Below are 11,403 nucleotides of genomic sequence, written 5' to 3'. Positions count from 1 at the left end.
AACGCTTCCACGCCATCGCCGAGGGCTTCGCTCTTGCAAATCCAAACTAATCCCCGCCAAATCAGATGTGTGCGCACGCTAGCCCACAAGGGGAGAAGGGAAGAGCAGCACGCCCGCCCCCTCAAGCCCGCCTCGACTGCAGCTCTCGACCGTTGAGCAGGCGCGCCTCGGCGCGGGTCCGTTGCCGATCGTCGATGAAGGCGGCCTGGATCGAGACGGCGGCGCCCGGCAGGCCGTCGGCCCGGCAGGCCTTGCAGATCAGGCGCCCCGAAAGTGCGGCCAGCGGTGTCTCCGGCCTCACCCCATGCCGCTTGAGCTCGGCCGGCTTCCACCATCTGTTACGGCCGCAGTCGATGCATTCGACGGCAATCGAGACAACATCGGCGATCGTCGCTTCCTTGCCTGCCAATGCCATGGTCAGCCCCATCGTTGTTCCTGCTTTGTTCGCAACATTATCGGTTTTTGGAGCGGAGTCGAGTCGGTTCCGCTTACATCAAAGTGAAAGTTTCACTTGTTCGATTTTTTGAGTTATGCTTATACATGGTGCGGACTGGAATCGGCGCGAGCAACAGAACCGCGGCCGCTCCGTCGGCCGGCAAGCAAGGGAGTGACGATGGACCTCGCCCAGTTCGCCCAGGCCTGCGGTTATGCCGGCGACAGCCCGGCCATGCTTGCCGCTTTCGCGGCCATCCGCCAGGACGGCATCCGCACGGCGCGCCAGGGCCATCGCCAGCGCAAGGCGGCGATCTACCGGATGAAGCCGAGCCGCGCTTTGTTCCTGGCGGCGATCCGCCCGGCGCAGTCGGCCGAGGAAGCGATCGAGGACGCCGCCCGCTTCGTGTCGATGTTCCGCAACATGCCGCGCTGGCGACAGGAAAGGCGCACCGCCGACTTTGCCCGCGCCAGGCAGCAACGCCTCTTCGCCCGCTTCTTCCGCCGCTACGGCCACCGCCTCTGGGCGCTCGAGGCGGCGTAAGCCCGAGCGGAGCGCCCAGCCAGCCGATCAAAGCTGCTGGCTGCGAGCGAAAATGCGGCCGTAGCTGGCATCGTCGATCTCTGCGAAGTGGTGGGAGCGCAGGAAACGCTGCAGCCGGGGATTCGGTGTGGCGCAGGTGGCGGCATGGACATTCCAACGGATCAGCTTGAATTGCCGATCGATGGCATAGGCCCGGACAAGCCTCCACAAGACGAGCAGGACGCCTTCGCCACCGCCGTCGATATGGGCAAAATTGACCAGAAGCGTGCCGCCATTGCGATTGAATTCGGCCAGGACGGTGGCGCTGCCCATGGCGAAGGAGATCGGCCGGCCGAAGGCCAGCAACGCATCCTGGTCCGCGCGCGACAGCGCCCTCAACGTCTCCAGGGAGACACCCTCGATTTCGATCCGCATTGAAGGGTTGACCCTCGCTAAGTTGCTCGCCTCGCCCATTGCCCTAGTCTGCTTGCCAGAAAGACAGCTGATAATCCTCCAGGTCTCTGGAGTCTGAAGCGAAAAACTCGACGACAAACCTTCGGTTCGCAAACTGCCATTGCAGTTTTGCCTCATAAATCTCCTTGAGAACCGAGCCGAGAAACACGAGTTTGTCGCGAGAGATGTCGGCGGCGCCGAAGGCGTGAATGTCGGCAATGTGCAGGTGGTTCATAACCGCTTCCACGCACTGTCGTGTGGCGTTGGGGTCTCGTTCAAAGCTTCGCAGGCCTTCCTCGCTAAACCCTTCCATCAAAACGTAGCGTTCGAACGTCACGAATTTCGGCCAGAAAATGGTGCTGTATCCCACAGCAAGCGCGAATCGGCCCTCGCACCCGACCCAGCTTTGTAGATCGATGCCGGACCCATTGTTCCAGGCTGCCAATTCAGCCTTCATGCTGGCTGGAACATCCATTTCGTAGCCTCCCGATCTCGCCTGTCATAGGTCTTTCAACGGCTGCTTTCCAGTAGACCGGCAAAGTTGCATCCCTTCACGCTTGTCGTCCCCAAATCCGCGCCGTATGTCTCCACGCGATGAGCGAGATCAAATTCCGTCGCGCGCAAGCGCCCGACCTGCCGGCGATTGTTGCAATGCTTGCCGACGACGTGCTCGGCGCGAACCGGGAAGACCCGTCCACGCCGCTCGCGCCATCCTACCTCGATGCCTTCAGCGCAATCGATACCGATCCCAACCAGTTGCTGGTCGTGGCCGTCGAGGCCGGGCAAGTGGTCGGAACGCTGCAGCTCAGCTTCCTTCCAGGCATTTCGAGAAAAGGCGCCTGGCGCGGCCAGATCGAAGGCGTTCGCGTCGCCCGGCAATGGCGCTCTCGCGGCGTCGGCAAGCTGATGATCGAATGGGCGATTGAAACATGCCGTTCGCGCAATTGCAGCTTCGTCCAGCTCACCACGGACAAAGGTCGACGGGAGGCGCACGCTTTTTACGAGCGCCTCGGCTTCACCGCCAGTCATCTCGGCTACAAGATGGCGCTGTAGATCATCGGCGGCAGCCTCCGCGCTGCTTGACAATCCACCCATATTGTTCTCTTTATGTTCTCATAACAACTCGAGACAATGCGGCGTTCGAACCGCCGCGGGCGAACGGGCCGGATGGAAGCCAACATCCTCCACGCGGATCTGGATGCCTTCTATGCCTCGGTCGAACAATTGCTCGACCCGGCCTTGCGCGGCAAGCCGATTGCCGTCGGCGGCGGGGTAGTGCTGGCTGCTTCGTATGAAGCCAAGGCGTTCGGCGTGCGCGGCGGTATGCCGGGACGGCGGGCGCGGGAACTCTGCCCGCAACTCATCTTCGTCGGCGGCCATTTCAAGGACTATCAGCGGCTGGGCGATGCGGCAATCAAGGTGCTCGGCGATTTCACGCCGGTGGTCGAGCGGATTTCGATCGACGAGGCCTTTGCCGACGTCGCCGGCTGCACCCATTTGTTCGGCTCGCCGGCCGAGATCGCCGGCAAGATCCGCCGCCGCGTGCGGGCCGAGCTCGGCCTGCCGATCTCGGTCGGCGTAGCCCGCACCAAGCATCTGGCCAAGATCGCCTCACAGGTTGCAAAACCGGACGGGCTGGTGGTGGTCGATCCGCGCCACGAACTGGAGTTCCTGCACCACCTGCCGGTCGAGCTGATGTGGGGCGTCGGCCCGGTCACCAGGCAGCGGCTGGCCGGCATCGGCGTCAACACCATCGGCGAGCTGGCGAAGACCAATGGTGGGGCGCTTGAGCGCCTGCTCGGGCCGGCGGCGGGAGAGAAACTCAACGCGCTGGCGTGGAACCGCGATCCGCGCAAGCTCGAGACGCAGCGCCGGGCGCGCTCGGCCGGCGCGCAATCGGCGCTCGGCCAGAAACCCGCCGAGGAGCAGGTCTTCGTGCCGGCTTTGCTGCATCTGGCCGACAGGGTCGCCACAAGATTGCGGGCGAAATCCCGGCCCGGCCGCACGGTGACGGTTCGCGTCCGCTTTGCCGATTTGCGCTCGGTGACGCGCTCGATCACGCTCGACCAGCCGATTTCGGCAACCGCCATGCTGGCCGAAATCGCCGCGGCGCTGGTGCGCAAGGTGCTCATGGACCATCCGCACGAAAAAACCATCTCGCTGCTGGCGATCGCCGTCTCGCATCTGGAGCAGCATGCCGGCCTGCAACTGGAACTGCCGCTCGGGCTCGACGACGACCGCCGTCGCCCCGGCACCAGGCAGGGCGCGGCGCGCTGGACCGCCGACCGCGCCGTCGACAAGATCCGCGACCGCTTCGGCTGGGAGGCGGTCGGCTACGCCTCGGTCGCGCTCGGGCTACAGCGGTCGGTTCCCGACGCCTTTCGCGAACTGGCCGAAAAGGAATTGTGAGCCTCGATTACACTTTGGTTGCCAAGTCGGCGGAATGACGTTGAAGGCTGCGGACTTGTGAATTTATCTTCGGTCCAGTTGGTCGTGCACCGGTTTGGGCATCAGCCAGACAGGGTAGCACCCGCCCGCAAATCCTTCCGCACCTTCATTTCGAACGACAGGAGATCGGCATGGGACAGAACGCCGGATATTTCGCACTCATCGTTGCCGGACTGGTGACCAATGCAACGACGCTGGCCAAGCCGCTCAACCCGGACCGGGCGATTCCATCCCTGGGCGATATCAACTCGCCGCTGGCCAGCCCGCTGTTCAAGCAGGTCAAGGCCGGGCCGCTGGAGATAAAGCTTGAGGAAACCACGCTTGCCGATGTCGAAAAAGCCTTCGGCGGAGCGATGCACGATGAAGGTGACGCCGGAGATTCACGCCACTGGCTTTGCTATGCCGGCCCCGACGCCGGCGGATCGCCGTCGATCTTCTGGTTCGTATCCGGCGAGATGGGCGGCTCCGACCACGGTGTCCTGTCCGTCGCCCTGCAGCCGAACCCGGAAGGCAAGGTGCCGGAAGGATGCGCCAGCGCGCCTGCCAGCCTGACAGCTATTGAACTCGATACGCCCGGCGTCGGAGCGCCGCTGAGCGACGTGGCCGCGAAATTTGGCGCCGCCAAGCCCGATCGTTACGGCCATTTCGGCTTCGCCGCCTCTTATCCTCCTTCGTCTCCCGACCAGAAGGACGCCACGGTCACGCAGACGCTCACCTATACAGCCGGGAACGGCAGGATAACCGGCGTGGCGGTGACGCAAGTCACCACCAATTAAGGTGTCCCCGCTCGGTTGGCGAATGGTTCACGTGTGAATGATCTGCCGCGCCCGAGCCAGGCGGCCTGGTTGCTGGCCACCTCGTTATGCAGATTGGTTCTGATGTGCCGCCCGGGCCCGCCCTCCACCTGCAAATGCGACATTCGAGGCAGCCCTGGTCGTCAGACCAAAGCGTTGCGCCGCCCCAAGCGATCAGGGGGGTGCCGGCCGCACGGCCAACCCACGGGCCGGCAGGAAACACCGGTTCGACGAGAACCCACGAAGGTCCGGAAATGATCCAGAAGCGGGCGTTCGGCAGCGATCCGAGCAGCAACGATTTTGGCAGGACAGGAAATCGGCATGGAATGCTGCAATCATCATCATGTCCCGTCCAAGTTGTGGACAGTTCCTTCTCAAAGGCGCACTCTTAGTGTGCGAAACGCGAGCTGGCGTTTCGTGCAACGCTTCACATGCTTGACTTGCGTCGGTGATTATCTGACCTACCCGGATACTTCCGGGCGGGCAGACCTCACATTGTGTCGCCTATCCGTGATCAGGCTACGGCCTAAGGTACGTTGCAGCCCGTTCCGGATCAACTGGGAGGTAAACAACATGCCTGATTTTCAGCGCAGAGAACTTCTTGTTCAAGGAAGCGCGGCTCTTGCCGCAATTGCTGCTCTCTATACCTCGCGCCGGGCTTACGCTTTTCCAACACGGCCGAACGAGGAAGTTATTCCATGGCTGGATCAGCCGACCGAAAATCCCGATCCGGCGGGTATCCAGAAGCAGCTTGTTTGGGAGGATTTGGATAGCTGGATAACGCCAAACGACAAGTTCTTCAGCATCTCGCATTTCAACCGACCAACGATCGACGAGAAGACATGGTCGATGGAGATCGGAGGCCTGGTTAAGAAGCCCCTGGAGTTAACGCTCGCCGACATCAGGGCGCGACCGAGGCAGGAGGTCGTTTTCACAGTGGAATGCTCGGGCAACCACGGGTTTCCCTTTTTCACCGGGGGCATCGGCAATGCTCGCTGGGCAGGGACGCCGCTCGCCCCGATCCTCGAGGAAGCCGGCGTTCTGGAGAAGGGCATCGAGGTCGTCTTTTTCGGTACCGACACAGGCGAGATCCCGATACGCGACGTCAAGATGCAGCAGAACTTCGCTCGCAGCATGTCGCTCGCCGACGCGATGAACCCCGACAATCTCCTCTGCTATGAAATGAACGGGGCCGCCTTGCCGGCGCCCAATGGCTTCCCGGTACGGCTCATTGCGCCAGGCTGGTACGGGATCGCCAACGTCAAGTGGCTAAAGCGCATCGAGGTTCGCGATACGCGGTTCATGAGCCTTCTGATGGCCCGTGACTATGTCACCATCCGGGAGGAGGACCACAACGGCGAGACCGTATGGGCCGAGACGTCAGTCGGGCGAGCGCTGATAAAGTCGGCGCCTGCGAAGATTACCCGGAAAGATTCAGATTACCGCATCGTTGGGGCAGCCTGGGGGGCGCCGATCGACCGGGTCGAAGTGCAAATCGATCAAGGGCCTTGGACACCAGCGACCATTGACCACAGTGAGGAGGCCGAACACGCTTGGAAAATTTGGTCCCTGGCTTGGGCAAATCCCTCTCCTGGAGAACACACGGTGACCTCGCGCGCGGTCAGCACCACAGGACAAATTCAACCGGCGATGGACGATCCCTTGATAGCCAAGAAACACACATACTGGGAGAGCAATGGCCAGGTGACGCGCCGCGTGCGTATCGGCTAGAGGATTTTGCCGCCAAATGGAGTCATTTGGCGTCCGCATAAATGCGGCAAAACAGATAGTTAGAGCGAGTTACCGGTTCTAAGAGAACCGGAACCGCTCTAAGAACTTGCTGCCATGTGGCAATTGCGTTTGGGTCAAACAGGAGGAGGCTGCCTGATCGCCATTTCGCACCATTTCCAGCGCACTCCTCACCCCTCCACGGCCCTGATCTCCGCGTCGACCAGACACCAGGGCGCATAGCGGAAATCGCGGATCTGGATGACCTGATCGTCCCTCCATTCGACCAGCATGAAGCCGCGCACGGCGCCGTCGGCCGCCTGCGGGTCGCGGATGAGGATCGCCGGCCGGCCGTCGACCACGCCGAGCGACAATGTCCAGTCGCTGATACGGTCGTAATTGCCGAAATAGGTCGAAACCTCGGCCCTGCCGCGCAGGCGGACGCGGTTGACGACGTCGAGCCGCACGTCCTCGGCGATCAGTGCCCGCACAGCGTCGAAGTCGCGCGCGTTGAACAGGTCGACATAGCGCCGCAGCCGGCGCTCGTCATCGGCGTCGAGCCTCGGCGCCAGCGCCTGCTCGGGCTGCAGCGCCAGCTGCTTGAGCTGCGCCCGCCCGCGATGCAGCGCGGCCTTGGTGGCGGCGAGCGTCGCGCCGGTCACTTCGCAGGTCTCATGCAGGCTGAGGCCGAGCACGTCGACCAGGATCACAGCGCTGCGCTGCGGCACCGAAAGCTGCATGAAGGAGCGCAGGCCGGTCTGGGCGGCGAGCCGGCTGTCGGCGCTGCCGGAGGGATCCTCGATGACGCTCATGTCGGCCTCGGTCATGCGCGACCTTTCCCGATTGCGCCGCCGCAGATGATCCTGCGCGGCATTGTGGGCGATGCGAAACAGCCATTGCTCGGGACGTTCGACGATCGCACCCCCGTCGATCGCCTGCAGTGCCTTGATCAGCACCTCCTGGACGATGTCCTCGCCGTCGATCACCGAGCCGGCCATACGCGCGCAGTAGCGATGCAGCCTTGGCCGCAACCCGACGAGCATCGCCTCCAAAGTCGCCCTGTTCATTTTCGGCGTAGCGTCCCATTTCTGCGCGAGCGGCATGGCAGGCGCTACCCGGCTTTCTGATCCGCCAGCATACGGTAATTGCCGATGACTTTGACAGGCGATCGCAATGCCGGGGTCGAACGGCGCTCGGCGTGGTTTTCCGTAAACGCCTTGAAGGCCGCAAGCCCGGTCAGCGCCGACGAATCGCCGTCCTGGCCGACGATGTGGACGAACGAGCCGTCGTCCAGCTCGAGCACGAGATAACGCACCGTCGGCGGTGCCGCCTCGCCCAGCGCTTCGAACACTTTTTCGACCAGCGCGCGGTTATCTTCCAGGTCGGCTTGGTTCACACCGTATCGAATGAGCGCGTAGTTCATCGTCGTCTCCTGACTGGTTGGTATGAACGAAGGACGACCGGCTGCGCTGAAAAGATTCTCCTTGCCGAAGAATCTTTTCGGTTGCCCGCATCGTCTTTCCCGCGTGGGCGGCTGCGCGGCAGCCATCAAGCAGGAGAGACGATCATGCATATCCAGTTTGCCGAGCTTCCGGTGTTCGAGCAGGACCGCGCCAAGGCGTTCTACACCAGGCATCTCGCCTGCCAGGTCATGGCCGACCAGAAGATGGGTGATGGCGGCTGGCGCTGGATCGAGCTGGCATTTCCGCATGCCGTGACGAACCTGCATTTTGTCAGGCGCGCCGACGACGCACCCGGCGCGGAGCCGGTATTGGTGCTGGTCGACGAAAATGTCGGGGCAATGATCGCGGCCATGAAAGCGGGCGGCGTCGAGATCATCACTGAAGCGCATGAGGCGCCGTGGCAGCCGGGGCGCACGGTGGCGGAGTTTCGCGACAGCGAAGGCAACCGCATGGTCCTCGCCAGCCGATAAGGCACCGGAGCCCTCTGTCCGGCGGGGCGTCGTACCTAAGTCCTACCTCCGGCCGGACCATCGGCCGTACTTCCTTCGTATTATTATTTCGTGACCTCTGCGCGCCGGAACCTTCCCTTGCATCGGGCGTTCGGGCGCTGTATCGCGATGCCTCATATTTAGGCAGGCGGAGGAAATACGAATAAGGGCGGGTGGCAAAACAAACATGGGCCGGGGAGGAGCATCTTACCATGTCGAACCGTAAAATCGGAATGTCCCACAGTTTGGGGCTGCGCGTCGCTGACCTCAAATCCAGAATGCAAAGTGCCCAGATTACCGAGCATGAGATCAAGACGTTTCAAAAGGTTGCCGCCATCATGGGCGGCGCCAAAGGCTCACTGCGCCTCGATGCGGACGATCTGATCGCCGCGTCCTTCCTTGTCGATCCCTTGGAAGATCTCCCGCTCTCCAGTTGAAGGCGCTGAACGCAGGTCAAAATCCTATCGGGTTTGAACCTGCGATTGCCGCCGGCGGAGCATCCGCCAGCCCAAGCCGCATGCGAGGATGACGTTGGCCAGCGCTAGACCAGAAAGCGCGGCCAACGTCCCGTGCGGGCCGAAGCGCTCCAGCAGCAATGCTCCGGCCGAGGGTGCCGCCGCCTGGGCGATCAGGCTCGGCATGGCGAGGCGGCCCATCAGTCTCGCGTAGCCGTTCGAGCCGAACAGCGCGAGCGGCAGCGTTCCCCGGGCGATGGATTCGAGGCCGATGCCCGCGCCGTAGAAACCGAGCGCCAGCGGGATGATCGGCATGCCGGCCCAGAGCGTCGAAACGCCGATCGCCACAAATGCAACCGAGGCAAACTTGGTGAAAATCGGATGGTGGTAGCGCGCGATCATCATCTCGATCGCGCGGGCCGCCACCTGGGACGGGCCAACCAGCACGCCGAGCCCGACGGCTGCGGCAAGCGCCATGCCGCTGCCTTGCAGGATTGTGAGCAGATGCACCGACAGCGTCGAGGAGATCACAGCCGCAAGTGTGAGGGTCGCGGCCAGAACGATCACGATCGACGGATCGGCTTGGTTGTCAAGAATGGGTGCCGCCTCCTTCAATCCTGGTTTGACTGCCGGTTGCGGCGGCTCCCGGGGCAGGATCACCAGATAGAGCGGAAGCGCAATTGCCAGCTGAAAGGCGGCGTAGACCAGGCAGGTGCCGCGCCAGCCGACCTCCCCCAGCAGCAAGGCTGAGATCGGCCAGCAGATGGTGCTCGCAAGGCCGCCGAACAGCGTCAGCATGGTGATGGCGGAGCGCGCGCCGTGGCCATAGTGGCGGCCAAGCGTTGCGAAAGCGGCATCGTAGAGCCCCGCCCCCATGCCCAGGCCGATGACCAGCCAGGCAGCGATATAGGCCGCAAGGTTGGGGGCAACGGCCAGCCCAACCTGGCCGACCCCGATGCATCCAGCGCTGAACGCCAGGACATTGCGGCCGCCATGCCGCTCGATCGACGACCCGACGCGCGGAGAGATCAATCCGGCCACAAGCAAGCCAAGAGACAGGCCGCCGACAACCCATGCCAGCGGCCAGCCGGTATCGGAGGAGACTGCCGGCGCGATGACCGCGGGAAGATAGTAGGAAGAACCCCACGCCATGATCTGCGTCAGGCCAAGCGCGGTGATGATCGCGCCGCGGCTGCGCAGGATGGCCGGCGAAGGCGGCGAAAGACTCATGCCGCGACGCTGCAGCCACAGCCGCTTTTGCCGACCGCCTTTGCTTCGGCATCGGCGACACAGCAGGCGCTCGAAGCCGCCGGCGCCGGACCGCCGCAGCAACCCTTGTCGGCAATGCCAATCCTCGGCACGGTGCAGACGCCGGTCTCCGGCAGCACGAGCTGGACATTGTCGGCCGCAACCATGTCGCCGGCGATCGCCGCGGCGACGGAGCGCACCTGCTCATACCCGGTCAGCAGCAGGAAGGTCGGCGCCCGGCCATAGCTCTTGATGCCGACCGTATAGAACCCGTGCTCGGGATGGCTGAGCTCACGGTGGCCGTGCGGCGGCACGTCGCCGCAGGAGTGCTCGTTGGGATCGATGAGCGGTCCCAGTGCCTTGACGCTTTCCAGCCATGGATCGAGCTCGAGCCGAAGCTCACGGGTCAGCGACAGATCCGGGCGTTGTCCGGTCGCGGCGATGATACGGTCGACCGGACCCAGCGCCTGCAAGCCGTCCCTGGTCTGGCCTTCGACGACCAGCCGGCCGTCGGCATCGCGGATCGAAACAGCCGCAAAGCCCGTCACCAGCCTGACGCCGCCGCTCTCGGCGAGTTCGCGCACTTCGGCGCCGAGTTCGCCGCGTGCCGGCAATTGGTCGGCATCACCGCCACCGTAGATGCGCACCAGGTCGGTGCCGCGCGTTGTCCAGATGAAAGCGGTGCCGGCCTCCACATTTGCCAGGCTGGCGAGATCCAGCACCGCATTGGCGGCCGAATGGCCGGAGCCGGCGACCAGCGTCGTCTTCCCCGCATAAAGGCTGCGGTCGCGGCCGAGAATATCGGGGATGCCGTAGGCGATGCGGTCGGCAAACTCGGCTTCGCCTTCGGCATGAATTCCGCCGGCGCCGAGCGGGTTCGGCATCTGCCAGGTTCCCGAAGCATCGATGACGGCACGTGCGCTGTCGCGTCTTGTACCATCGGCAGTCTCGACCGCCAGCATGAACGGCCGGTTCTCGCGTCCCTTGCTCGAGACCTTGTCGGCGCCCCAGCGCGAAATACCGACGACCCGGGCGCCGGTTTCGATCGACGGCGACAATTGCGGAAGCTTTGCCAGCGGCTCGAGATAATCCGCGACGAGGTCGTCCGCGGTTGGGAATGCCTCGGGCTCAGGCATCCGCCAGCCATGCGCCTCGAGCAGGTTTCTGGCCGCCTGATCGACGCAATAGCGCCAGGGCGTGAACACACGGACATGGCCCCAATCCCTGAGATTGGATGCAACCGCATTGCCGGCTTCGTAGACTTTGACAGGAATGCCCCGCGCGATCAGGTGGACCGCTGCCGCCAGACCGACCGGCCCGGCGCCGATCACCGCAACGGGGAGTTTTTCGATCATCTCCATGTCTTCCATC

General features: G+C 63.4%; 14 protein-coding genes. 7 read left to right on the top strand and 7 right to left on the bottom strand.

Translation table 11 applies throughout. The features are described 5' to 3' along the window. Positions 1-121 precede the first annotated feature (121 nt). A complete protein-coding gene (locus NKK47_RS31130; RefSeq protein ID WP_352579487.1) occupies positions 122-427 on the bottom strand; it encodes a hypothetical protein in 306 nt (101 codons plus the stop codon). Between the two features lie 186 nt (positions 428-613). On the opposite strand from NKK47_RS31130, the gene NKK47_RS31125 reads away from it, so the two are divergent. Then, a complete protein-coding gene (locus NKK47_RS31125) occupies positions 614-976 on the top strand; it encodes a hypothetical protein (protein WP_352579486.1) in 363 nt (120 codons plus the stop codon). Positions 977-1,003: 27 nt separating this feature from the next. Here NKK47_RS31125 and NKK47_RS31120 read toward each other — a convergent pair whose 3' ends face one another. Together NKK47_RS31120 and NKK47_RS31115 are read right to left on the bottom strand one after the other, a co-directional pair. Continuing rightward, entirely contained in the window at positions 1,004-1,390 is a 387-nt protein-coding gene (locus tag NKK47_RS31120; RefSeq protein WP_051406100.1) for a hypothetical protein, read from the bottom strand. 43 nt (positions 1,391-1,433) lie between these two features. Beyond that, positions 1,434-1,883, bottom strand: a complete 450-nt coding sequence (locus NKK47_RS31115; RefSeq protein WP_352579485.1) for a hypothetical protein — start codon at positions 1,881-1,883, stop codon at positions 1,434-1,436. 119 nt (positions 1,884-2,002) lie between these two features. On the opposite strand from NKK47_RS31115, the gene NKK47_RS31110 reads away from it, so the two are divergent. From NKK47_RS31110 to NKK47_RS31095, 4 genes are all read left to right on the top strand, one after another. Continuing rightward, entirely contained in the window at positions 2,003-2,461 is a 459-nt protein-coding gene (locus NKK47_RS31110; protein WP_352579484.1) for a GNAT family N-acetyltransferase, read from the top strand. 114 nt (positions 2,462-2,575) lie between these two features. Beyond that, complete coding sequence (dinB, locus tag NKK47_RS31105) at positions 2,576-3,817, top strand: DNA polymerase IV (RefSeq protein WP_352579483.1); 1,242 nt, start codon at positions 2,576-2,578, stop codon at positions 3,815-3,817. 170 nt (positions 3,818-3,987) lie between these two features. Then, entirely contained in the window at positions 3,988-4,632 is a 645-nt protein-coding gene (locus NKK47_RS31100) for a hypothetical protein (RefSeq protein WP_352579482.1), read from the top strand. Positions 4,633-5,223: 591 nt separating this feature from the next. Continuing rightward, positions 5,224-6,381 carry a sulfite oxidase gene (locus NKK47_RS31095; protein WP_352579481.1) on the top strand — a complete coding sequence of 386 codons (1,158 nt, stop codon included), beginning with the start codon at positions 5,224-5,226 and terminating at the stop codon, positions 6,379-6,381. 188 nt (positions 6,382-6,569) lie between these two features. Here the strand turns inward: NKK47_RS31095 and NKK47_RS31090 are convergent, their stop codons facing one another. Both NKK47_RS31090 and NKK47_RS31085 read right to left on the bottom strand, forming a co-directional pair. Then, positions 6,570-7,445: a sigma-70 family RNA polymerase sigma factor gene (locus NKK47_RS31090; RefSeq protein WP_352579480.1), complete on the bottom strand. Its 876-nt coding sequence runs from the start codon at positions 7,443-7,445 to the stop codon at positions 6,570-6,572. A gap of 44 nt (positions 7,446-7,489) precedes the next feature. Next, on the bottom strand, positions 7,490-7,801 hold the full coding sequence (locus tag NKK47_RS31085) for a hypothetical protein (RefSeq protein ID WP_352457329.1): 312 nt from the start codon (positions 7,799-7,801) through the stop codon (positions 7,490-7,492). A gap of 144 nt (positions 7,802-7,945) precedes the next feature. Here NKK47_RS31085 and NKK47_RS31080 point away from each other — a divergent pair, with 144 nt between their 5' ends. Next, positions 7,946-8,311 carry a VOC family protein gene (locus tag NKK47_RS31080; protein WP_023680367.1) on the top strand — a complete coding sequence of 122 codons (366 nt, stop codon included), beginning with the start codon at positions 7,946-7,948 and terminating at the stop codon, positions 8,309-8,311. Between the two features lie 230 nt (positions 8,312-8,541). After that, positions 8,542-8,766 (top strand): hypothetical protein, encoded by a 225-nt coding sequence (locus tag NKK47_RS31075; RefSeq protein ID WP_031213090.1) that lies wholly within the window; start codon positions 8,542-8,544, stop codon positions 8,764-8,766. A 24-nt stretch (positions 8,767-8,790) separates the two neighbouring features. Here the strand turns inward: NKK47_RS31075 and NKK47_RS31070 are convergent, their stop codons facing one another. Both NKK47_RS31070 and NKK47_RS31065 read right to left on the bottom strand, forming a co-directional pair. Further along, positions 8,791-10,014 carry an MFS transporter gene (locus NKK47_RS31070; protein ID WP_352579479.1) on the bottom strand — a complete coding sequence of 408 codons (1,224 nt, stop codon included), beginning with the start codon at positions 10,012-10,014 and terminating at the stop codon, positions 8,791-8,793. Beyond that, positions 10,011-11,387: an FAD-dependent oxidoreductase gene (locus tag NKK47_RS31065; protein ID WP_352579478.1), complete on the bottom strand. Its 1,377-nt coding sequence runs from the start codon at positions 11,385-11,387 to the stop codon at positions 10,011-10,013. The genes NKK47_RS31070 and NKK47_RS31065 overlap by 4 nt, the downstream gene beginning before the upstream one ends. Positions 11,388-11,403: the final 16 nt, after the last annotated feature.

Source organism: Mesorhizobium sp. M0019, assembly GCF_040323975.1.
Lineage (GTDB): Bacteria > Pseudomonadota > Alphaproteobacteria > Rhizobiales > Rhizobiaceae > Mesorhizobium.
This window is presented reverse-complemented; position numbering and strand designations above follow the sequence as displayed.

What these genes read in the sequence shown, in the direction of transcription:
- NKK47_RS31100 (WP_352579482.1), top strand. Translation starts at nt 3,988, where the DNA reads ATGGGACAGAACGCCGGATATTTCGCACTCATCGTTGCCGGACTGGTG.
- NKK47_RS31130 (WP_352579487.1), bottom strand. Translation starts at nt 427, where the DNA reads ATGGGGCTGACCATGGCATTGGCAGGCAAGGAAGCGACGATCGCCGAT.
- NKK47_RS31090 (WP_352579480.1), bottom strand. Translation starts at nt 7,445, where the DNA reads ATGAACAGGGCGACTTTGGAGGCGATGCTCGTCGGGTTGCGGCCAAGG.
- NKK47_RS31075 (WP_031213090.1), top strand. Translation starts at nt 8,542, where the DNA reads ATGTCGAACCGTAAAATCGGAATGTCCCACAGTTTGGGGCTGCGCGTC.
- dinB (WP_352579483.1), top strand. Translation starts at nt 2,576, where the DNA reads ATGGAAGCCAACATCCTCCACGCGGATCTGGATGCCTTCTATGCCTCG.
- NKK47_RS31110 (WP_352579484.1), top strand. Translation starts at nt 2,003, where the DNA reads ATGAGCGAGATCAAATTCCGTCGCGCGCAAGCGCCCGACCTGCCGGCG.
- NKK47_RS31085 (WP_352457329.1), bottom strand. Translation starts at nt 7,801, where the DNA reads ATGAACTACGCGCTCATTCGATACGGTGTGAACCAAGCCGACCTGGAA.
- NKK47_RS31115 (WP_352579485.1), bottom strand. Translation starts at nt 1,883, where the DNA reads ATGGATGTTCCAGCCAGCATGAAGGCTGAATTGGCAGCCTGGAACAAT.
- NKK47_RS31080 (WP_023680367.1), top strand. Translation starts at nt 7,946, where the DNA reads ATGCATATCCAGTTTGCCGAGCTTCCGGTGTTCGAGCAGGACCGCGCC.
- NKK47_RS31065 (WP_352579478.1), bottom strand. Translation starts at nt 11,387, where the DNA reads ATGATCGAAAAACTCCCCGTTGCGGTGATCGGCGCCGGGCCGGTCGGT.
- NKK47_RS31095 (WP_352579481.1), top strand. Translation starts at nt 5,224, where the DNA reads ATGCCTGATTTTCAGCGCAGAGAACTTCTTGTTCAAGGAAGCGCGGCT.
- NKK47_RS31125 (WP_352579486.1), top strand. Translation starts at nt 614, where the DNA reads ATGGACCTCGCCCAGTTCGCCCAGGCCTGCGGTTATGCCGGCGACAGC.
- NKK47_RS31120 (WP_051406100.1), bottom strand. Translation starts at nt 1,390, where the DNA reads ATGCGGATCGAAATCGAGGGTGTCTCCCTGGAGACGTTGAGGGCGCTG.
- NKK47_RS31070 (WP_352579479.1), bottom strand. Translation starts at nt 10,014, where the DNA reads ATGAGTCTTTCGCCGCCTTCGCCGGCCATCCTGCGCAGCCGCGGCGCG.